This window comes from Pseudarthrobacter sp. TRD_SC_9 (genome assembly GCF_055361265.1).
Genome location: NZ_CM143956.1, coordinates 656695 through 677913, shown reverse-complemented (window position 1 = coordinate 677913; position 21219 = coordinate 656695). Strand labels below are relative to the sequence as shown.

General features: G+C 61.1%; 21 protein-coding genes. 12 read left to right on the top strand and 9 right to left on the bottom strand.

Features of this window, described 5'->3' with window-relative positions; genetic code table 11:
• Positions 1–390: 390 nt before the first annotated feature.
• The 3 genes from ACWA13_RS03275 (at position 391) to ACWA13_RS03265 (ending at position 4961) form a co-directional block, all read left to right on the top strand.
• A complete protein-coding gene (locus ACWA13_RS03275) occupies positions 391–1551 on the top strand; it encodes an IniB N-terminal domain-containing protein (protein ID WP_463936752.1) in 1161 nt (386 codons plus the stop codon).
• A gap of 146 nt (positions 1552–1697) precedes the next feature.
• The gene (locus tag ACWA13_RS03270; RefSeq protein ID WP_463938007.1) at positions 1698–3476 is read left to right on the top strand and encodes a dynamin family protein; all 1779 of its coding nucleotides are present in this window, start codon (positions 1698–1700) and stop codon (positions 3474–3476) included.
• A 3-nt stretch (positions 3477–3479) separates the two neighbouring features.
• Positions 3480–4961 carry a dynamin family protein gene (locus ACWA13_RS03265; protein ID WP_463936751.1) on the top strand — a complete coding sequence of 494 codons (1482 nt, stop codon included), beginning with the start codon at positions 3480–3482 and terminating at the stop codon, positions 4959–4961.
• Positions 4962–4974: 13 nt separating this feature from the next.
• On the opposite strand, the gene ACWA13_RS03260 is transcribed toward ACWA13_RS03265, so the two are convergent.
• The 3 genes from ACWA13_RS03260 to ACWA13_RS03250 all read right to left on the bottom strand — a co-directional run bounded on the left by ACWA13_RS03260 (position 4975) and on the right by ACWA13_RS03250 (position 6330).
• Positions 4975–5424 (bottom strand): hypothetical protein, encoded by a 450-nt coding sequence (locus ACWA13_RS03260; protein WP_463936750.1) that lies wholly within the window; start codon positions 5422–5424, stop codon positions 4975–4977.
• Between the two features lie 514 nt (positions 5425–5938).
• Positions 5939–6124: a hypothetical protein gene (locus tag ACWA13_RS03255; RefSeq protein WP_463936749.1), complete on the bottom strand. Its 186-nt coding sequence runs from the start codon at positions 6122–6124 to the stop codon at positions 5939–5941.
• Between the two features lie 38 nt (positions 6125–6162).
• On the bottom strand, positions 6163–6330 hold the full coding sequence (locus ACWA13_RS03250) for a hypothetical protein (RefSeq protein ID WP_463936748.1): 168 nt from the start codon (positions 6328–6330) through the stop codon (positions 6163–6165).
• A 56-nt stretch (positions 6331–6386) separates the two neighbouring features.
• Here ACWA13_RS03250 and ACWA13_RS03245 point away from each other — a divergent pair, with 56 nt between their 5' ends.
• From ACWA13_RS03245 to purL, 4 genes are all read left to right on the top strand, one after another.
• Positions 6387–6593 carry an ArsR/SmtB family transcription factor gene (locus ACWA13_RS03245; protein ID WP_463938006.1) on the top strand — a complete coding sequence of 69 codons (207 nt, stop codon included), beginning with the start codon at positions 6387–6389 and terminating at the stop codon, positions 6591–6593.
• Positions 6594–6762: 169 nt separating this feature from the next.
• Complete coding sequence (gene purS / locus ACWA13_RS03240) at positions 6763–7014, top strand: phosphoribosylformylglycinamidine synthase subunit PurS (protein WP_330188115.1); 252 nt, start codon at positions 6763–6765, stop codon at positions 7012–7014.
• Between the two features lies 1 nt (position 7015).
• The gene (purQ, locus tag ACWA13_RS03235; RefSeq protein ID WP_463936747.1) at positions 7016–7798 is read left to right on the top strand and encodes a phosphoribosylformylglycinamidine synthase subunit PurQ; all 783 of its coding nucleotides are present in this window, start codon (positions 7016–7018) and stop codon (positions 7796–7798) included.
• Positions 7795–10113 carry a phosphoribosylformylglycinamidine synthase subunit PurL gene (purL, locus tag ACWA13_RS03230; RefSeq protein WP_463936746.1) on the top strand — a complete coding sequence of 773 codons (2319 nt, stop codon included), beginning with the start codon at positions 7795–7797 and terminating at the stop codon, positions 10111–10113. The genes purQ and purL overlap by 4 nt, the downstream gene beginning before the upstream one ends.
• Before the next feature lie 79 nt (positions 10114–10192).
• Here purL and ACWA13_RS03225 read toward each other — a convergent pair whose 3' ends face one another.
• The 5 genes from ACWA13_RS03225 to ACWA13_RS03205 form a co-directional block, all read right to left on the bottom strand.
• On the bottom strand, positions 10193–10489 hold the full coding sequence (locus ACWA13_RS03225) for a DUF503 domain-containing protein (RefSeq protein WP_463936745.1): 297 nt from the start codon (positions 10487–10489) through the stop codon (positions 10193–10195).
• A gap of 18 nt (positions 10490–10507) precedes the next feature.
• Positions 10508–11401 (bottom strand): carbohydrate ABC transporter permease, encoded by an 894-nt coding sequence (locus ACWA13_RS03220; RefSeq protein ID WP_463936744.1) that lies wholly within the window; start codon positions 11399–11401, stop codon positions 10508–10510.
• A complete protein-coding gene (locus ACWA13_RS03215) occupies positions 11401–12426 on the bottom strand; it encodes a carbohydrate ABC transporter permease (RefSeq protein WP_463936743.1) in 1026 nt (341 codons plus the stop codon). The genes ACWA13_RS03220 and ACWA13_RS03215 overlap by 1 nt, the downstream gene beginning before the upstream one ends.
• A complete protein-coding gene (gene ngcE / locus ACWA13_RS03210) occupies positions 12423–13835 on the bottom strand; it encodes an N-acetylglucosamine/diacetylchitobiose ABC transporter substrate-binding protein (RefSeq protein WP_463936742.1) in 1413 nt (470 codons plus the stop codon). The genes ACWA13_RS03215 and ngcE overlap by 4 nt, the downstream gene beginning before the upstream one ends.
• Positions 13836–14027: 192 nt before the next feature.
• Positions 14028–14432 (bottom strand): MmcQ/YjbR family DNA-binding protein, encoded by a 405-nt coding sequence (locus ACWA13_RS03205; protein ID WP_463936741.1) that lies wholly within the window; start codon positions 14430–14432, stop codon positions 14028–14030.
• Positions 14433–14477: 45 nt separating this feature from the next.
• Here ACWA13_RS03205 and ACWA13_RS03200 point away from each other — a divergent pair, with 45 nt between their 5' ends.
• A complete protein-coding gene (locus ACWA13_RS03200) occupies positions 14478–15494 on the top strand; it encodes an isopenicillin N synthase family dioxygenase (RefSeq protein WP_463936740.1) in 1017 nt (338 codons plus the stop codon).
• A gap of 20 nt (positions 15495–15514) precedes the next feature.
• On the opposite strand, the gene ACWA13_RS03195 is transcribed toward ACWA13_RS03200, so the two are convergent.
• Positions 15515–15940 carry a CoA-binding protein gene (locus tag ACWA13_RS03195; protein ID WP_463936739.1) on the bottom strand — a complete coding sequence of 142 codons (426 nt, stop codon included), beginning with the start codon at positions 15938–15940 and terminating at the stop codon, positions 15515–15517.
• Between the two features lie 321 nt (positions 15941–16261).
• On the opposite strand from ACWA13_RS03195, the gene ACWA13_RS03190 reads away from it, so the two are divergent.
• The 4 genes from ACWA13_RS03190 to acs all read left to right on the top strand — a co-directional run bounded on the left by ACWA13_RS03190 (position 16262) and on the right by acs (position 21216).
• Positions 16262–17077, top strand: coding sequence for an ABC transporter ATP-binding protein (locus ACWA13_RS03190; protein ID WP_463936738.1), 816 nt, complete (start codon positions 16262–16264; stop codon positions 17075–17077).
• A 166-nt stretch (positions 17078–17243) separates the two neighbouring features.
• Complete coding sequence (locus ACWA13_RS03185) at positions 17244–18290, top strand: aliphatic sulfonate ABC transporter substrate-binding protein (protein ID WP_463936737.1); 1047 nt, start codon at positions 17244–17246, stop codon at positions 18288–18290.
• Positions 18290–19189, top strand: a complete 900-nt coding sequence (locus ACWA13_RS03180) for an ABC transporter permease (protein WP_463936736.1) — start codon at positions 18290–18292, stop codon at positions 19187–19189. The genes ACWA13_RS03185 and ACWA13_RS03180 overlap by 1 nt, the downstream gene beginning before the upstream one ends.
• A complete protein-coding gene (gene acs / locus ACWA13_RS03175; RefSeq protein WP_463936735.1) occupies positions 19165–21216 on the top strand; it encodes an acetate--CoA ligase in 2052 nt (683 codons plus the stop codon). The genes ACWA13_RS03180 and acs overlap by 25 nt, the downstream gene beginning before the upstream one ends.
• Positions 21217–21219: the final 3 nt, after the last annotated feature.

Here is a 21219-nt window from a genome sequence, read left to right as displayed (position 1 = left end):
AGGTTTTATTGTCTAAACAATGCGGCCGCAAACACCAAGTTTCCTCCGAAACGCCATCCGAGACGAACTAGAAAGTCTCTCCGTGAGCTCTTCTATCGCTGGCCTATTGCACAGACCCCCGCCGGCCAGGAATAAGAAGCCGCTCCAACACACTGGCTCACCTCCGGATATTGCTGGAAACACAGGAAAAAACTCAAAACCCCTAACAGCGCGGTGGACTGACCCCCTCATCCCCCTAACGCTGCACGTCCCGAACCCCACATGGAAAGCTTTTTCGTAGGGGGACTAACCCCGATGCAGCTCGGGGCCAGCGCCAATAGATTTAGGACAAGCCAGGCAGCGCGCAGGGCTCACTACATAGCTCACATCATTCAATTAGGGGAGATTATTATGCCTAACGTCACCACCGAACTTCTGCAGTTCCTGATGAACCTTTTCGGCGATCGCCAAGCTGCCCAGGACTTCCTGGACGACCCGGAGAATGCACTGGAGCACGCCGGACTGGGCGGCGTCTGCAAGGCAGACGTTGATGCCGTTATGCCGGTTGTTCTTGACTACGCACCCATCACCGTCAAGTCCTCCTTTGACCGTGAGTACAACACCGGTGGCAACAGCTCCTGGGCCGGGACCGGCGCAGTTGCCGCTCCTGCACACCACCACCACGATCACGATCACGCCCATGCTGTCCAGCAGCTGCACCACGTGGTGCACAACTACTCCTACACCTCCAGCGTTGATGACCGCGACACCATCACGGACCAGTCCGTAAACCAGAACATTTGGGCCGACGGCGACGTCAACCAGTGGTTCGACAACGATGCCGTAGTCGCCTCAGGTGACGGTGCCATCGCCGCAGGTGATGACGTGGAAATCGACAACTCCGAGGACAACTCGACCAACACCAACATCACTGTCGGCGACATCGATATCGAAGACTCCTTCAACGAGGACAACAGCGTTGATGTCGACATCGAGGACTCCTTCAACGGCAACATCGTTGGCGACGAGAACGTAGTTGTCGGTGGCGACCTGACCAACATCGACACCGACATCGACGTCGACATCGACGACAGCATCATCGTCGGCGGAGACGTTGAGGACTCCGACCTTGTCGGCGGGGACCAGACCAACACCGACATCGACGTCGACGTAGACGGAGATCTCATCGTCGGCGACGGGAACGTAACCGGCGACGGCAACCTCGTAGGCGACGGCAACCTCGTAGGCGACGGCAATGTCGTGGGCGACGAGAACGACATCGTCGGTGGGGACCAGGTCGGTGGCGACAACGTCGGCGGAGACCTCATTGACGTTGATCTTGGGGACGTGACCGTTGATATCGTCGGCGGAGACGTCGTCGGCGGGGACGTCATTGGTGGAGACCTTATTGAAGGCCCTGTCGTTGGCGGAGACCTCGTCGATGTTGGCGACATCGTAGAGGGAGACCTCATCGTGGTCGATGACGTCCTGGACGGAGGCGTTATTGGTGACGTCGACGTCATTGTTGATGCTCCCGTCCTCCCTTTGGCTGACGCCGCCCCTGCTGCCTAAGTAGTAGTAAGACAGCTGGATATCTGCAACTAGAAGGCCCGGCAGGAATAATCCTCCTGCCGGGCCTTTGCAGGCCTAGACTGAATGAACACACCTAAGGAGGACCGGTGGCTGACCTGGTCAAGCTGGTAACGCACGGGATCACCATGGCACGAGCCGGTAACCGGGAGGACCTAAGCCGTCGTCTCGAACAGACCCGCAACCGGCTCAAGGATCCCAGTGTCCGAGTCATCGTTGTTGGCGAGTTCAAGCAAGGCAAAAGTCAGCTCATCAACGCCCTGGTGAACGCTCCGGTTTGCCCTGTTGATGATGACATTGCCACTTCTGTCCCAACCGTTGTACGGTACGGCAGCCCTGCATCGGCCGCTGTGCTGGTAGCAGGTTCAGGCGGGGAAGCTGAACTGGAGCGTCTACCCGTTGCGTTAGATGAACTGGCCGCGCATGTTTCTGAAAAGGGGAACCCTGGGAATAAGAAGAGATTCATCTCGGCAGAAGTGCTCCTCCCCCGCAAAATCCTCGCGGGCGGATTGTCGCTCATCGATTCCCCCGGTGTCGGTGGGTTCAACTCCGTGCATTCCCTCACCACTCTGACAGCACTGCCGACAGCAGACGCAATGCTCTTGGTTTCCGATGCATCTCAGGAATACACCGAACCTGAAATGCGGTTCATCCGCCAAGCCCTGCGGGTTTCACCAAACGTTGCGTGCGTACTGACGAAGACCGACCTATACCCCCAGTGGCGTCAGGTGCTTGATCTGGACCGGGCCCATCTTGACGACGGGGGTCCCGAGGTGATTCCCCTGTTTCCGGTGTCCTCCGAGCTGCGACTGCATGCCGCCCGGCACGAGGACAAGGAGCTCAATGACGAGTCCGGTTTCCCAGCACTCGTGAAGCATCTGCGTGATGAAATCGTGGGTAACTCTGAACGTATCCAGGAAAAGTCCGTCCGCCATGATTTGCTGTCCGTCATTGAGCACTTACGCTTGTCGCTCAACGCAGAGTTAGTCGCGCTGCAGAACCCCGAGGACACTCCCCAACTCATAGCCGAGCTGGAACTGGCTAAGGAAAAGTCCGGTGAATCCCGCAAGCGCTCAGCCCGCTGGCAGGTGACGCTCAACGACGGCATGGCTGATTTGATCGCCGATATGGATCATGACCTGCGTGACAGGCTCCGAAAAATTCAGCGCGAGGCAGAGCGCGCCATAGACCAAGGTGACCCCGGAAAGTCGTGGGAAGAATTCACGATATGGCTTGAGGAAGGCTGCGCGGAGGCCGTGGCAGACACCTTTGTTTGGACAAATGAACGCGCCCAATGGCTGGCCGCCCAGGTCGCGGAATACTTCGACCAGGACGCGTCGGCCTTGCCTGGGCTGCGGGTCGATGAGACGGACGACGTCATGGATCCAGTTGAACCAATGCCGGTGCTGGACCCAGGCTACGTCAAGCCGACTCAGAAGATTCTCATCGGGATGCGAGGGTCGTACGGCGGAGTACTAATGTTCGGGTTGCTGACAGGAGTCATGGGGATGGCGCTCATCAACCCTATCTCCATCGGGGCAGGTCTCCTGCTCGGCGGAAAGGCGTACAAAGAGGACATGGAGGCGCGGCTCCAGCGGCGCCAGGGTGAAGCCAAGAACCTCGTGCGGCGACAGATCGACGACGTCATTTTCCAGGTCGGCAAAGAACTGAAGGATCGGCTCCGTTTGATCCAGCGCTCATCGCGGGATCACTTCTCCGAGATCGCCGAGGAACACCACCGCTCACTATCGGAATCCCTGACTGCCGCACAGAAAGCTGCATCAACCTTTTCAACTGAGCGCGAGCAGCGGATCAAAGCCATAAAACTCGAGCTAGCACGCGTGGATGTATTACACAAGCATGCTTCCGCTTTAGGGACCCCTCCTATGGTTACGACGGGGTCGTAAATCGTGACGTTAACAACCACCGCTGCCGCCGAGCTGTTGCGGGAAGCAGTGCTGCTCTACGAAGGAAACGAGCCCGCCCTCAAGGTGCTGAAGGGCTATGCCTCCCGGCTTAACGAACCAATGCGCGTTGCAGTGGCAGGAATGGTGAAAGCCGGGAAGTCAACTTTGCTCAATGCCATAATTGGCGAAGAAGTTGCTGCCACAGATGCCGGTGAATGCACGAAAATTGTCACGTGGTACACGTTTGGCCCCGTTCCCAAACTGACCCTGCATCTGCATCAAGGAGAACCCAGGGAACTGCCCGTCCGCCGGCGCGACGGCCAACTGGTACTGAATCTCGACGGTCACCGGCCCGAAGAAGTTAGCCACCTGGCGGTGAACTGGCCATCCCCCAACCTGAAGAACTTCACACTAGTAGACACCCCGGGTCTGGCCTCGACGGCAGAGAGTGTTTCTGTTCGGTCCATGAACTCCTTGGCGCCTGATGACGCGCCGCCTGACGCGGACGCCATCATCTACCTGATGAGGCACCTCCACGACTCCGACGTGCAGTTCCTCGAAGCCCTCAAGGACCCAAAAAGAAAATATTCCGGTTCTGTCAACGCGTTGGTGGTTCTCTCCCGGGTGGACGAGATAGGAGCAGGGCGCATCGAGTCGCTGGTATCGGCCCGGCAAATTACGGACCGCTACAAGCAGGATAAAAACCTGCGACGGCTTAGCCTTGGAGTCCTTCCTGTAGCGGGCCTTCTCGCCCAAAGCGCCCGCACCCTTCGACAGTCCGAATACGCGGCCCTGGCTGAGCTCGCCAATATGGACAAGACAGCACGGGAACGGACACTGCTTTCAGTGGACAGATTCCTATCCGCCTCTCAGCCCTCAACAGTCGATAGGGCGATGCGGAGCGGGTTAGTAAACCGCTTCGGCATCTTCGGAATCCGTTTGGCCGTGGTGCTGATTGCAAGCGGAACAAAGGACGCCGCGGCCCTCGCCCAAGAGCTTGCCCGACGAAGCGGACTCGATGAGCTGCTGGAGCTTCTTTATGGGCAGTTTCAGGCAAGAGCTGCTGAAATGAAGACCCGCTCAGTCATCATTGGTGTGGTCCAGCTGCTCAGAGAGCAGCCCGTCCCCGGAGCCGACAAAGTCAATCTTCTGCTTGACCGTCTACTTTCGGCCACCCATGAGCTACGCGAGTTGCACCTTCTGATGCGCTTGCGCTCAGGTGCAGTATCTGTGCCAACAGAGCTGTTGCCAGAAGCTGAACAGCTCCTGGGCGGTTACGCTACAGCAGCGACTACTCGCCTTGGCCTCTCCAAGGAAGCGACGGCAGCGGAAATTGAAACCGCTGCCCTTGCACATGTACATCGCTGGCGGGCGATGTCCGAACATCCACTGTTGGACAGGCCAACAAGTGAGGCTTACAGAACCATCGTCAGAAGCTGCGAAGGCATTCTTGAGGAAGCACCGACCAGCGTAGATTGGTCCTAAAATCCCACCCCGTTCAACGTTCCTTCGACTTGATCCACCTTGTACTTGATGGAAGGAAACTAATGACGGTTGCTGTAAGTGCGAGGAAGAATCCCGCAGCCAGGAGCCAAAATACGTAAGGCCCCGTGGCACCAGGAGGAACGAGGAAAGCACTGGCAACTATGCCAACTGCTAGGTGGAGCAAAAGGACAACGACCATAACCCACCGCGCCCAGCTACGGGCAAGCATGACAAGTGAGACGAGGAACACCTCGATGAGGATTACGATGGAGACCGCTCCCACTGACACCCAGAAAATCAAAGAGGTGGCGCTGTCAAACGAGTCAGGATTAATGTCCAGTGCCAGCTCACGGACAGTCTCGCGCAACCACTCGAGCTGAGGCTCGCGAACCAAATAGACAATGAAGATACAGGCAGCACCTGCCAGAAAACTCACTATCCACAGGAACTGCGCCAGTCGCATGGCACCTGGCGGAGGTTCCGGCGCCAGTTTTCCTATAGGGGCAGGATCCCGGGGCGACCACCCGGGGCGAGGCGGCTCCTCTAAGGAACGGCTTCGTGCTTCGCCCTTCACGCTTTTGGAGTCGTCTTCTTTAATTGGATCCACTCCGTAAATATACAACTTTCATGGTCGTACTCTAAGCACCTCGGTGTATTTTCTGGTCCGGATTCAGCGCGGGTTTTTATTTCGAGTTATGGCACCCATATTTATCCTCCTTCATTTTAATAAAGGAAAAAGTACGAACGAAGTGACAACCAGCTTTTGACACCCTTACTCTGACTGGTGCCTGTAGCGCGAAGAGCCATCCGCAGTGAAGGCGGCGCAAGACCGTGATTCAGTTTCACGTCTACTGGCGCAGCGTGATCGCTATCGGTCTCAACGTTTGGCTCATAGGTTTCATGGACAGCGGTTGCAGCAGTTCAATCCTGTAACTTGATTCAAGAACCAACACCGGGCCACGGGCGCAGCGGCCTTCCTACTGGCGTGGAGTGCGGACAACCTCGCTGATCCACTGACGGGTTTTGTCGTCGATCGGGCCGGTGACCTTGGTTTCCCGAGCTGCCCGGTCTGCCTGGATCTTTTGCCACACCATCCGTCCCAGGCCGGCAAAGACAGCAGCAGCCATCACGGGCAAAAGGAAGGACTTTGGGTTCGCAGTCATGCGGCCATCCTAGATCAGTGGTTGACCCGTAGAACAGGTCAACCTGCCGTCCCTGGAATTCCGGCAGCGATTCCTGCGCGGCGTGCAATAAGGGTGATACCAAGGGCCGCTGCCAGGAAGATCACCGCGAGTACTGCCCAGCCATGAAATCCGTTTTTGACGACGGTCGCGGTCACCACGAGTGTTGCACCCAGGGAGAAACCCATCCCGAACATGCCTTTGTCTGGCTACGTAGCCCGGCGTCCCGTACCGAGCGGCCGTACTGGGCGAAACCCGTACCAGCCTGTTGACCGGCCTCGCGTCCCCGGCGTCATCGACTGAACTCGGAGTGCGTTTTGGCGTAACCACGTCTGCCGTTAATCAACACCTCCGGGTTCTTCGGAACGCTGGGCTCGTGACCTCAACCCGTTACGGCCGCAGCATGCTTTATTTCCGCAGCGAACTTGGAGTTGCTCTGCTGCAGGGTTGAGGTCCGGGGAAGCCAGCGGGGCCGGTAGAATAGACTGGCAAGCTCGCGGAGCGTCCGTTCATTTCTGTTGTTGATCCCTACCGGGTCGCCAGGCCACGGCGTGAGACGGCACTACTCCGCTGGGCTGCACTGCGCCCCTTACCCAATGCTCACGCACAGGAGTTGCCGGATGCCCCGGATCGTTGTTGACGTCATGCCCAAGCCCGAGATTCTGGACCCGCAGGGGAAGGCCATCGTGGGTGCACTCCCCCGTCTGGGCTTCACCGCGTTTAGCTCTGTCCGTCAGGGCAAGCGCTTCGAACTGACGGTCGACGGCGAGGTGACGGAGGAAATCCTGGCCCAGGCCCGCAATGCCGCCGAGACCCTCCTGTCCAACCCGGTGATCGAAGACGTCGTAAACGTCGAGGTCGTTGGAGCCTGACATGACTGAACTTCCCCTGATCGGCGGGGCTCCGGCTGCCGCTGACATGTTCGACGGCGGCCCACTCGCCGGTGCCAAGATCGGCGTCATCACCTTCCCCGGCACACTTGACGACCGCGACGCTGCCCGCGCTGTCCGCCTCGCTGGAGGCACGGCCGTTCAGCTCTGGCACGCCGACGCCGAGCTCGGCGACGTTGACGCTGTCATCATCCCCGGCGGTTTCTCCTACGGTGACTACCTGCGCGCAGGCGCCATTGCCCGGTTCGCACCCTTGATGGGCAAGGTCATTGACGCTGCCAATTCGGACGCCAAATTGCCCGTCCTGGGTATTTGCAACGGCTTCCAGATCCTGACCGAGTCCCACCTGCTTCCCGGTTCCATGATTAAGAACGACCACCTGAAATTCCTGTGCCGCGATCAGGTCCTGCGGGTGGAGAACAACAACACGGACTGGACCCTCGACTACGGTCAGGGCCAGGAAATCACCATCCCCCTGAAGAACCAGGACGGCCAATACCTCGCCGACGAAAAGACCCTCGATGCCCTCGAGGCTGAAGGCCGCGTGGTGTTCCGCTACGTGGGCTTCAACCCGAACGGCTCCCGCCGGGACATCGCCGGAATCTCCAACGCCGCCGGCAACGTGGTGGGCCTGATGCCCCACCCCGAACACGCCATCGAACCTGGCTTTGGCCCCGAATCGCTCGATGGAATCGGCGGCTCCGACGTCGATGGCCTGGGCTTTTTCACCTCCGTATTGACCAAGATTGTGGGAGGCGCCAAGTGACCACCTCAGCTGAAACCATCGGCAAGAAGTTCAACATTGACACCGTCGAGAACGCTGCCAAGACCCCGGACACCGATCTCCCCTGGGCCGAACTCGGCCTGAAGCAAAACGAGTTCGACGAGGTCGTCAAGGTCCTGGGCCGCCGCCCCACCGCGGCCGAACTTGCCATGTACTCGGTGATGTGGAGCGAGCACTGCTCCTACAAGTCCTCCAAGAACCACCTTCGCCAGTTCGGCGAGAAGGTCACCGAGGAAATGAAGAAGGACATGCTGGTAGGCATCGGCGAAAACGCCGGCGTGACCAACCTCGGGGACGGCTGGGCGGTAACCTTCAAGATCGAATCGCATAACTCGCCGTCGTTCGTTGAGCCCTACCAGGGCGCAGCTACGGGCATCGGCGGAATCGTCCGCGACATCATCTCCATGGGCGCCCGCCCCGTTGCCGTGATGGATCCGCTGCGCTTCGGCGCGATCGACCACCCGGACACTGCCCGCGTCATGCACGGAGCGGTTGCCGGCATCGGCGGTTACGGGAACTCCCTGGGCCTGCCCAACATCGGCGGCGAAATGGTGTTCGACTCTGTCTACCAGGGCAACCCGCTGGTGAACGCCCTGGCTGTAGGCGTGATGCGCCACGAGGACATCCGCCTGGCCAACGCCTCCGGCAAGGGCAACAAGGTGGTCCTGTTTGGTGCACGCACCGGCGGCGATGGAATCGGCGGCGCCTCGGTGCTGGCGTCTGAGTCCTTCGATGACACCAAGCCGTCCAAGCGCCCCGCCGTCCAGGTGGGCGATCCGTTCGCTGAGAAGGTCCTGATCGAGTGCTGCCTGGAGCTGTTCAAGGGATCGCTGGTTGAAGGCATCCAGGACCTTGGCGCGGCAGGCATCTCCTGCGCCACCTCGGAGCTCGCGTCCAACGGTGACGGCGGAATGGAAGTTGAGCTGACCTCGGTCCTGCTCCGCGATCCCACGCTGACCCCCGGTGAGATCCTGATGTCCGAGTCGCAGGAACGCATGATGGCCGTGGTCACCCCGGAGAACATCGCCGCATTCGAAGCTGTGATGGACAAGTGGGCCGTGGAATACTCGTGGCTGGGTGAGGTCACCGATACCGGCCGCCTCATCATCACGTGGGAAGGCGACGTCATTGTCGACGTCGACCCGCGCACCGTTGCCCACGACGGCCCGGTCTACGACCGCCCTTACGCCCGTCCGGAATGGCAGGACTCCGTCCAGGCCGATTCCTTCACCGGTTCCGTGCACGATGCCGGCCGTCCCGCCGCTCCGGCTGAACTGGCTGCAGCAGTCACTGAGCTGGTGGCTTCGCCGAACATGTGCAGCAAGTCCTGGATTACGGACCAGTACGACCGCTACGTTGGCGGCAACACCTCCATGGCGTTCCCCGATGACGCCGGCGTGGTCCGGGTTGACGAGGAAACCGGCCTGGGCGTTGCCCTGGCTACTGACGCCAACGGCCGCTACACCTACCTGGATCCGTACTACGGCGCGCAGCTTGCCCTGGCTGAGGCTTACCGCAACGTGGCCACTTCCGGTGCCGTACCCATGGCTGTCAGCGACTGCCTGAACTTCGGTTCCCCCGAGGATCCGGACGTCATGTGGCAGCTGGCCGAGGCTATCCGCGGCTTGTCCGACGCCTGCATGGAGCTGGGCATCCCGGTCACCGGCGGCAACGTCTCGCTGTACAACCAGACCGGCACCACGCCCATCCACCCCTCCCCCGTGGTGGCAGTGCTGGGCAAGCTTGACGACGTCGCCCGCCGCACGCCGTCGGGCTGGCGGGAAGATGGCCAGGCGATCTACCTCCTGGGCACCACGGCCAACGAGCTGGACGGCTCCGAGTGGGCGAACATGCACGGTCACCTCGGTGGGTTGCCCCCCAAGGTTGACCTCGGCGTCGAACGTTCCTTGGGCGAGATCCTGATTAATGCCTCACGCGACGGCATGATCGACTCCGCGCACGACCTCTCCGAAGGCGGCCTGGCGGCTGCCCTCGTGGAATCCTCGCTGCGATACGGCGTGGGTGCCCGGATCGCCCTGCAGGATGTCATGGACCGCGATGGCGTGGACCTGTTCACGGCGCTCTTCTCCGAGACCCAGGGACGTGCCATTGTTGGCGTCCCGCGCTCGGAGGAGGTCCGCTTCAACGACATGTGCACCGCCCGCGGCTTCGCTTACACCCGGATCGGCGTTGTCGATGCCGAAAGCGGCGAACTCGCCATCAACGGTGTAGATCCGCTGTCCCTGGACGCGCTGCGCGAAGCCCACGAGGGAACGCTGCCGAAGTACTTCGGCTAACGCACAGACCAGAAATCCGCGGTGGTGCCGGCATGTCCGGGACCACCGCGGATTTCTTTTAAGGTCGGCGCCCGGGTGCCTAGTGGTCCTCGCTGCGGAGGTCCCGGCGTCGAACGCTGAGCAATTCTATTTCCGGACGGGAAGCCACCAAACGTTCGACGGCGTCAAGCACCTCGATCAGATGGCTGCGGTCTGCTGCCACCAGGCCAATGCCCAGGACAGTCCGGCGGTGCTGGTCGTGAAGTCCCGCCTCGACGGCGGAAACGTCGTACCGGCGCCTTATTTCGGCCAGGATGGGCCGCACCACCGAGCGTTTTTCCTTCAGGCTGTGAACATCACCCAGCAGGACATCGCATTCGATCCATCCAATCCACATCTACCCAGTCTTGCACTTCTACTTCATGGTGCCCTGGGACACCGAACCCTGCAGTTGGCGCTGGAAGATGATGTAGACGATCAGCACCGGGACTACCGTGACCGTAACGGCGGCAAAAAGCGCTCCGAAGTCCACGGCGTAGCCCATCTGCCCTGCGAAGGCCGCGAGCTCCTGTGACAACACGCGCGGACCTGCAGCGTTGATGGCTACCGGAATCAGGAACTGGTTCCACAGGCCCAGGAAGTTGAAGATGGCCACCGAGGCGAGCCCGGGCTTGGCCATCGGCAGCATGACCTGGAAGAACGTCCGCCATTCTCCTGCTCCGTCAAGGGCGGCTGCCTCGGTGATCTCATGAGGCAACGACTTGAAGAAGGCGAAGAGGAAGAACACCGTGAACGGCAGCGCAAAGCCGACGTAGACCAGGATCAGCCCCGGCAAGGTGTTCAGCAGGCCCATGTTCCTCAGGACGAAGAACAACGGCACCATTGCGAGGAAAATCGGAAAGGTGAGCCCGGCGAGCATCAGGTAGTAAATCAGCGTGCTGCCCGGGAAGGTATACCGGGCCAGTACGTAGGCACACATGGCGCCCAGGACCATGACGATCACCAGTGCCGTAGCCACCACCAGCACCGAGTTGAGGAACGCGCTTCCGATGCCCGCGTCACTCCAGGCCTTGAAGTAGTTGTCCAGGTTCCACTGAGCCGGCAAGGCGAACGGCGAAGCGAAGATCTCACTGGACGTCTTGAAGGAGGACATAACTGTCCACAGGAGGGGAAGGATGACGATGAGCGTCCAGATGGTCAGAGCGGTATGCGACACCGCACCCACGACTTTGTCAGCGGTTGAGGTGGCAGGGGTCCGTGGCTGGAAGTGCAGCGACTTCATCTCAGGAGATGAGGTTTGTGTTGTCATTAAAAGCTCACATCCTTATCGCCGCCGGTGAGCCGGTTAACCAGGAACACGAGCCCTGAAAAAACCAGCGTGGCAACTGCAAGGACAACGCCCATGGCGCTTGCCAACCCGAACTGTCCCTTGCTGAACGCCGTGAAGAACAGCTGCTGTGCCATCACCAGCGTGGAGTTATCCGGACCACCGCCGGAATTCAGGGCTGCCATGTAGACGAAGGCATCCAGCGCCAGGATGCCCATGTAAATGTAGGCAGTCTGGATGTTGTCACGGATCAAGGGGATGGTGATGGACAGAGCGGTTCGGAAACGGCCGGCTCCGTCGATCCTGGCGGCTTCAAAGAGCTCGGCAGGGATACCCTTGATGCCGGCAACGAACAGAACCATGTAGAAACCCACGAAGCCCCAGACGATCACGAACATGGTGGCTGCCATGGCGGTGTTCTTGTCGCCCAGCCAGGCAAAGTCCTTGTACTGGTCAAATCCCAGTCCGGTGAGCATGCCGTTCAGCAAGCCACCGGAGGGATCATAAATCTGGCCCCACATAATGCCTATGGCGATGGCCGGAATCGTGTACGGGAAGAAGGACACAACACGGTAAAAGCTGGAATTGCGCAGGCCCTTGATTTGGCCTTTGCTGCTTCCGCCCACGGTCACCAGGGATGCCAGCACCAGGCTCAGGATGATGGTAATGATCGGGAGGAAGATGACCAGGAGAATGTTGTTTCCCATGGCCTTCATGAAGATATCGTCCGTGAAGATCCGCGTGTAGTTCTCCAGGCCGATGAAGTTCTGGGTGGGTGAAAAACCCGACCAGTCCGTCAACGAATAGCCGAAAGCCTGAACAAAGGGCCAAATCACGAACAACAGGTAGATCGCCAGCGGCAGTCCGAGAAAGACTGCGAAGAAACTGACTCTGTCCCACGTTAACGGCTTGCGCCGCCGCTTCACGAACGTCGGAGCGGTAACCGGAACGACGACGGCGGCCAGGCCGTCGTCGTTCCGGCCCTGCTGGGTTTTCACTGCTGTCACTTCACTTCGATCTTCTTGACCGAGCTGTCGTTACGAACCTTGTCCGTGATGTTTTGCAGCCCCGCGGTCAGCGTCGCCACGTCGGACTTGCCGTCGAGGAACGTGTTCCAGACCACCAGCTGGTCCTTGTTGGTGCCGTACAGGTCGATGAAATTCCAGGTGTAGATATCCTCACCGGCTGCATCAAGCAGCTTGGTCTGCGAGACGAGGGCTGTGGATCCAAAGCCATCCGCCGGAACGGTGTCCTTGACGATGGTCGGGGCCAGCTTGGACTTGGCGAAGTTGGTGGCGGCTTCCTTCGAGAGCATGACGCGCAGCAGCTCTTTGCCGCCGGCTACATTCTTGCCCTGGGATGGAACGATGAAAGGCTCACCTGCCGCGCTGTGCAGTGCCTCGTAGGGAAGCGCAGAATCGGCGGTAACAGACGGGACAGGCGCCCCGGTCATATTAAAGCCGTCCTTGGTTTGGTCCTTCATTTCATTTTCAATCCAGGAGCCGGACGGGTAGAACACGGCTTCCTGTGCATTGCTCCACTGTGCCTGGGCAGCGGTGAACTGGGTGCCTGAGCCGCCGGGCTTGAAGAAACCGGCCTTGATGATCTTGTCCAGGGCGGTGAAAACAGACTGGACGGCGGGGTGCGACCAGCAGTCGGCCGTGAGGTTCTCCAGGCCGAGGCGCACTTCGTCGCCGCCTTCCTTGACGGCAGAGGCAATCGCCATCTCCTGGTAATACGTGGCTGCTTCCTTGCCCCACAGGAACAGGTACTTGCCTTTAGCCTTGGCCTCCTCGCCAAGCGCAAACATCTCGTCCCAGGTCTTGGGCACGGACCAGCCGTTTTCCTTGAGCAGCGAATCCGAGTACCACATGGCGTAAACGGTCAGCACGTAGTTCAGTGCTGCCAGTTTGCCCTCGAAGGTGCCTGGAGCAAGGACGCCGCCGTAGAGCGTGTCCTTGATGACAGTTCCCTCAAGGTTCTTGGCTTCGACCACGCTGGTGAGGTCTTCGAGCTGGGCGAGTACGGTGCTGAAGCCGATGGCCTTTGCACCGGAGTTGTCGATGAGGTCCGGCGGGTTGCCACCGACGAAGCGGGGCTGGAGTTCCTGGGCGATATCTGTGGAGGGGGCAATCTTGGCGGTGGAACCCTCGCGGACCTTCTCGAACGTCTTGCCGGCAAACTCAACGTAGTCAATTCCATAGCCGCCCTTGAAGATGACAGCGTCAACCGTGGAGTTGTCCGCCATGCCGAAGGGGTTGGTGTCGGAGACGGTACCTGTAGCTGCCGGGCCGGCAGTCCCTCCCCCACCTGCGGCACACGAAGCCAGGGCTCCACCCATCGGAACGAGGACTGCAGCTGCAAGTGCCCCACGGATAAATCCCCGCCGTGCGAGTGGCCGATTCTCAATCTTCATCTCATACCCTCCAGTGACTCCTGATGCGACCCCCTGAACGGATAAGTTCCGGGACATCGACGGCCAATCCGGTCCGTCCTGTGTGACATATTTCACCACTAGTGCTCGGAAATCAATATTTGGTGGCACTTTTAATCAAAAAGAATCATTCCAGCAACACGAGTCGGTATTTCGGGACGTCAGGGCGTCTGTTCAAGTGCCATCCGCAACCCGCGCCCAACCCAATTGCTCCTGCTGCTTGCGGCTTAATGAGGCCACCACCAGGTCGTAGGAGTCCTCGATCATGTCGCGGACCATGTCGTCGGGCAGGGCACCGTCCAGCCGGACGCCATTCCAGTGCACCTTGTTCAGGTGGTACGCGCCGACGATTTCCGGGTGGGCTGCGCGGAGCTGCACAGCCAGGGCCGGATCGCATTTGAGGCTGACAGAAAGTGCCGCTGGCTCCAGTCCGGAGATCGCAAAGATCTTGGCCTCCTGCCGCGCGCCGCCGCTTACGGCCGCCCGCACCTTAAAGACGGACATGTCGGGCCCGAAGGGAAAATCCTCAAAGGTACCGGGAAAAGAGAGGCATATTTTCCTGAGTTGCGTGGCATCCATGCAGCGAGCCTACAAAGCCCGCGTGCGCGGTGCTAGCCTGCGGGAATGGAGACTATTCCAGTTCTGGACTTCAGCACCGCCAAGAAGCCGGACGGTTCGTACAACCCGGAGTTCATCGATCAGCTACGGGACGCCACCCACCGCGTGGGTTTCTTCCAACTGACGGGCTACGGAGCTGTGGCCGGACAGACGGAGCACCTTTTCGACGTCATTAGACGGTTCTTCGCCTTGCCTCTCGAGGAACGCATGAAGCTGGATAACCGGCTGTCGCCGCATTTCCGCGGGTACACACGGATGGGCACCGAGGTGACCCAGGGCCGCGCGGACGCCCGTGAACAGATCGACTACTCGCCGGAACGGGAGCCAGTTCGGAATTACCCTCAGGACCAGCCGTTCTGGCTGCTTCAGGGTCCCAACCTCTGGCCGGACGAGGCCTTGCCGGAACTGCGCCAGGCAGCCATGGAATGGGCTGGGCTGATGTCCAGGGTGGGTGCGGGACTGCTGTCCGCGATCGCCGTTTCCCTGCACCTGGAACCGGACTATTTTGATCCGGCTTTCGAGGGGACGCCTGCCTGGATGGGCAAACTGGTGCACTATGTGGGCGGTGTGGTGGAGGCGGCCGGAGACCAGGGCGTGGGCACCCACGCGGACTACGGTTTTGTCACTCTGCTGCTGCAGGACAACGTGGGCGGGCTGGAGGTGCTGCCACCCGGTACCACCGAGTGGATTCCCGTGGAGCCAATCGAGGGTGCTCTGGTGGTGAACCTGGGCGAGATGCTGGAAGTTGCCACGGAGGGCTACCTGGCGGCCACCGTTCACCGTGTGCAGGCGCCTCCGCCGGGCGTGGACCGCTACTCGGTGCCGTTCTTCTGGTCACCGAGGCTGGACGCGGTGATCGATCCCGTGCCGCTTCCGGAGGAGTTGAGGCGTGAAGCCCGGGGCATCTCCGACGATCCGGAGAACCCCATGCTGGCTTCGTTTGGAATGAACATGCTGAAGGGCCGCATGCGTGCCCACCCGGATGTCACCGAGCGCCACTATCCGCAGATGCTTAAGCGCTGATCCCCGGCGGCTCAGCCCGCTTAGAGTCCTAACTTCCATGCGTGGTGCGCCGGGCAAGTATTCATCACGACGTCGAGTCCAGCGGCTTTGGCGCGCTCCGCAGCGGCTTCGTCAATAACGCCGAGCTGCAGCCACACCGCTTTTGCGCCGACGGCGATCGCCTGGTCAACCACGGCGCCCACTTTTGCGGAATTCACAAAGCAGTCCACGACGTCGATCGGTTGTTTTTCAGCGGGAATGTCCGCCAGTGTTTTGTACCCCTGTTCGCCGTGGACGCTATCGCCGGGAAGGTTCACAGGGATGATTTCCATCCCCAGCCGGTCACGGAGGAGCAGTGAGACGTCATACGCTGAGCGCCACGGATTGGTGCTTAGGCCAACAATGGCCCAACGGCCCTTCGTGCGCATGAGCGTCTCAATAACCACCGGATCGTTTAGATAAGCCATAAATCAAGCGTACTCTGACCAGCGATTAGCGCTCTACGTCGAATAAATGAACGCTTTGCGTTCCTACAACGGCAGATTAACGAACATTACGTGTGACTGGCGCTTATTTTGGATCAAGTGATGGGTATCGGCTGTAGTGGTTAACGACCATCCCGAGCGGCCAAGAGACCTGGATCGATGAAGCCGCAGCAACCCTGGTCACCGGATGCCCCCAAGGCGTTCAGTGATAACAAGGACCAAGCCCTGGGCACCCGGAACTGACCACTCCGGCTAAGGCTGAACTCCGTAGGGTGCTACTGCCAGGACCGATGGAGTGATCCCATGACTGCTGTACTGTCGTCTCCGCGTGCCGCCAACGGCACCGGTCATGCCCCTGCCCTGCCTGTTTCCTTCCGCGGCCTTCGCCGTACCTTCGGAACAGGACCAGCTGCCCACACTGTGCTGCGGGACGTCAGTTTCGACGTCGCTGCCGGTGAAGTGCTGGCCATCCTGGGCCCGTCAGGCTGCGGTAAGTCCACGCTGCTGCGTGCCGCCGCCGGACTTGATGCGCCCAGCGCGGGCGCCGTCGTGATTGAAGATACGCCCGTCCAGGGCATTGACCCCCGCTGCGCCTTCGCCTTCCAGGAACCGCGTTTGTTGCCGTGGCACACCCTCCAGGCCAACGTAGCAATCGGCCTTCCCAAAGGCTGCAGCGCCAAGGAGGGGAAGGCCAAGGTGGACCGGCTCCTCGAGTTAGTGGGATTGGACAGCTTTGCCAAGCACCGCCCCCGCGAGGTGTCCGGCGGCATGGCCCAGCGTGCCTCCCTTGCCAGGGCATTGGCACGCAACCCCGGTGTCCTGTTGCTCGATGAACCGTTCGGCGCCCTTGATGCGCTGACCCGGATCAAAATGCAGGACCTGCTGCTGGACGTGCACCGTGCCGAGCCCACCACCGTCCTCCTGGTTACGCACGACGTGGACGAAGCCCTGCAACTGGCGGACCGGATCATCGTCCTGGGCAGGGAGGGCTCCACCGCAGGCGCCACCATTATCCGTACGGTGAAGGTGCCAGGCACCCGGCCGCGGGACCGGGCGTCAGCGGAACTTGCCGCCATGCGCGGGTCGCTCCTGGCGAGCCTGGGAGTGGACGGGCACTGACTTTCCACGCTCCGTGACGCACCGGTTTCCCGGCGCCATCGGACGGGCGGGACGCCGGCCACCCGCCGTCGGCTAGTGGAAACATCCGACGACGGCATTCACTGTATGCGCACTCCGCGTTTCTTTTCTTCACATCAATAACCTGCTCTACCAGCTAAGGATGACCATGCCGCACGCACGCCCCTTCTCCCGCCGTTCCCTTTTTGGTGCTGCCGCAGCGGCCGCCTCCGCCGCCCTGTTGCTGACCGGTTGCGTGGCCGGCGAAAGCCCGTCCAACGCGGCGGCAGCAGGCAGCGCGTCGGGCGGCACGTTGAATATCGACTTCGCCACCTACAACCCGTTGAGCCTGATCATCAAGGATCAGGGCTGGCTTGAAGAAAGCCTCAAGGACCAGGGCGTTACCGTCAATTGGATCCAGTCCGCTGGCTCCAACAAGGCCAACGAAGCCCTCCGTTCCGGGGCGGTGGATGTCGGTTCCACTGCAGGATCAGCTGCTCTGCTGGCCCGCGCCAACGGATCCCCCATCCAGACCATTGACATCTACTCCCAGCCTGAATGGTCCGCCCTGGTGGTACCTGCGGATTCGTTCATCACGTCAGTCGCGGACCTCAAGGGAAAGTCCATCGCGGCCACCAAAGGCACAGACCCCTACTTCTTCCTGCTCCAGGCACTCGAAGAAGCCGGTTTGCAGCCCGGCGACGTGACCGTTCAAAACCTCCAGCATGCGGACGGCCGCACCGCGCTGGAGAACGGTTCCGTGCAGGCGTGGTCCGGGCTTGACCCAATTATGGCCGGCGCAGAGAAAGCGGGTGCCAGGTTGCTCTACCGCAACGTGGACTTCAACAGCTACGGTTTCCTCAACGCCACTGAATCGTTCCTGCAGGAGAAGCCGGACCTGGCCCAAGCCGTAGTCAACGCCTACGAGAAGGCCCGTGAATGGGCCGCTGCCAATCCTGACCAAACCGCAGAAATTCTCGCGGGTGTAGCCGGGCTGGACCTGGCAGTTGCCAAGACCGTCATCCTGGAGCGCAGCAACCTGGACGTGGACCCGGTTCCGGGTGACGCGCAGCGCACCGTGCTGGAAAAAATCGGCCCCACCTTCGTGGAAACCGGCGACGTCAAGACCCAGCAGCAGATCGACGACGCCCTGGACTCCCTTCTCAATGACTCACTGGTGAAGAAGGCTGATCCATCGGCCATCAAGGGTTCCTGATGAGCCGTCAGGACCCCTACCTCACCGGTAACAGTGTTGCGGATGTGCGTGCTGCAGCCGCCTCCGCAACAACGGCAGACGCGGCCCAGTCGGACGCCCCCGTGGCTTCCGCTCCGGCACGCGGATGGTCTCCCGCCGGAGTCCGATCCAGGAACTGGGCGCGTCTGCCCCTTGGCCTGATTGTTCCCGCCCTACTGCTCGCTGCCTGGCATACCGCCACGGCTGCCGGCATGTTCAGCGTGGTTCAACTACCTCCCCCGGGAATGGTTCTGGAGGCCGGCGCCGAACTCCTTGAGCGCGGCGAACTGGGCACGCATATTGCCATCTCCACCCAGCGCGTTGTGATCGGCTTCCTGGTCGGAGGGGCCCTGGGCCTGTTTTTCGGCGCCGTCGTGGGACTGTCGAAGCTGGCCGACATGCTGCTGGCACCCACCATCGGCGCCCTGCGTGCCGTGCCGTCACTCGCCTGGGTTCCCCTGCTGATCCTCTGGATGAAAATCGGTGAGGACTCCAAGATCACCCTGATCATCATCGGCGCGTTTTTCCCGGTCTTCACCACCGTGTCCCTGGCCCTGCGCCACGTGGACCGCAACCTGGTGGAAGCGGCCCGCGCGTTCGGCCTCAACGGCATCAGACTGCTCACCACGGTGCAACTGCCCGCGGTTGTTCCTGCGGTTTTCTCGGGACTGCGGCTGGCGCTGGCACAGGCCTGGCTGTTCCTCGTGGCGGCGGAACTGATCGCTTCGTCCATGGGCCTGGGCTGGCTGCTGACCGACTCGCAGAACAACGGCCGCACTGACAGGCTCCTGCTGGCCATCGTGCTGTTGGCCTTGATCGGAAAATGCACAGATGCGCTCCTGGGTCTGGCCGAGAAATGGGCGGTGAAGCGTTGGGCGTAACCTCAGCGGACGCTACACGACAGGACAGCGCACCGCGGTCCGAAGCAGAGCGGATTGTCTTCTGGGAAGACGCGGCCCGCCGTCTCAGCTGGGCCGAGCCTTGGCACACCGCCCACCGCTTCGAGAAGGCGGAGCGGCTGAGCGGTCCCGACATTCCCGAAGTGGACGCCGAGTACTCGATCCCGCATATCGAGTGGTTCAGCGGCGGAAAGCTGAACGTGGCCTACAACTGCGTGGACCGGCACGTGGAGGCCGGCCGCGGCAGCAAAGTAGCCCTGTACTTCGAGGGCGAGCCGGGCGACCGCCGCGCCATCACCTACGCGGAGCTGCAGCGCGAGGTTTCCAAGGCCGCGAACGCCTTGACCGCACTGGGGATTTCCCGCGGGGACCGCGTGGTGGTCTACCTTCCCGTGATCCCTGAGACCGTCATCATCACGCTGGCCATAGCCCGCGTTGGTGCAGTCCACTCGCTGGTGTTCGGTGGGTTTTCCGCCGAGGCATTGAAGTTCCGTGTGGAGGACACAGGGGCGAAGCTGTTGGTCACCACGGACGGCCAGTACCGCCGCGGTACGGCGGTACCGGTCAAGGACAACGCCGATGCCGCCGTCGCAGGTGACAACGCCATTGAGCACGTCCTGGTGGTTAACCGGACAACTCCCGCGAACCAACTCGGTACCGTTTCCATGGTTCCGGGCCGGGACGTGTGGTGGCACGACGTCGTGGATACCGCCCCCGCCGTCCATTTCGCCGAGGCCTTCGACGCCGAAAATCCGCTGTTCATCATGTACACCTCGGGAACTACCGGAAAGCCGAAGGGCCTGGTCCATACCTCCGGTGGTTACCTTACCCAGGCGTCGTGGAGCTTCGAGCACCTGTTCAGCAACCCGGATCCGGCACTCCGTGACCAGGATGTGCACTGGTGCACGGCAGACCTTGCCTGGGTAACGGCGCATACCTACGAAATTTACGGGCCGCTCTCCAACGGCGTGACCCAGGTGATTTTCGAAGGCACGCCCAACACGCCGCACCCCGGCCGGCACTTCGAAATCATCGAGCGGTACGGGGTGACGCAGTACTACACCGCGCCTACGCTGGTCCGCTCGCTGATGGGCTGGTTCCCGGACGGCGTTCCGGCCAGCTACGATTTCTCATCCATCAGGCTCCTGGGCACCGTGGGCGAGGCAGTGAACCCTGAGGCGTGGCGCTGGCTGCGCAACAATGTGGGCCGCGGCACCGCAGCGATGGTGGACACCTGGTGGCAATCCGAAACCGGCGCCACCATCTTGTCCCCCGCGCCTACGGACTCCGAGTTCAAGCCAGGCTGTGCCACACGGCCCCTGCCGGGCGTCAGCGCACGGGTTGTTGACGAGGCAGGGGTCACGGTCCCGCCGGGCGTTCCCGGATTCATTGTGGTGGACGCCTTCGGGCCGTCCATCGCCCGCACGGTTTGGGGAAATCCGTCCCGCTACCTCGATTCGTATTGGCGGCAATACGCGGAGCAGGGCTGGTTCCTGGCCGGCGACGGCGCCAAGTACGACGACGACGGCGACATCTGGATCCTGGGCCGCATCGATGACACCCTCAACGTCTCGGGCCACCTGCTCTCCACGATCGAGATCGAGTCCGCTCTGGTCTCGCACCCTGAGGTGGTGGAGGCCGGAGTATGCCCCGCTGCCGATCCGACCACCGGTCATGCTGTCGTGGCCTTCGTGGTTGTGCGCAGCAACGGCGGTGCGGGGGTGGCTCCGGATCTTGCCGCCGAGCTCCGCCACCATGTTGCGAAGGCGATTGGCCCGATCGCCAAGCCGCGGGACGTCGTCTTCGTTCACGACGTACCCAAGACGCGCAGCGGCAAGATCATGCGCAGGCTGCTGACCCAGCTTTTCGAAGGCACTCCCCTGGGAGACACCACGTCTCTCCAAAACGAACCGGCCATCGAGGGAATCCAGGAATCCTTGCGGCACTACCAAACAAACACAGCAAACCTGGCGAACACAGCAAACACTGCACGCAATGGAAAAAAGTAAGGA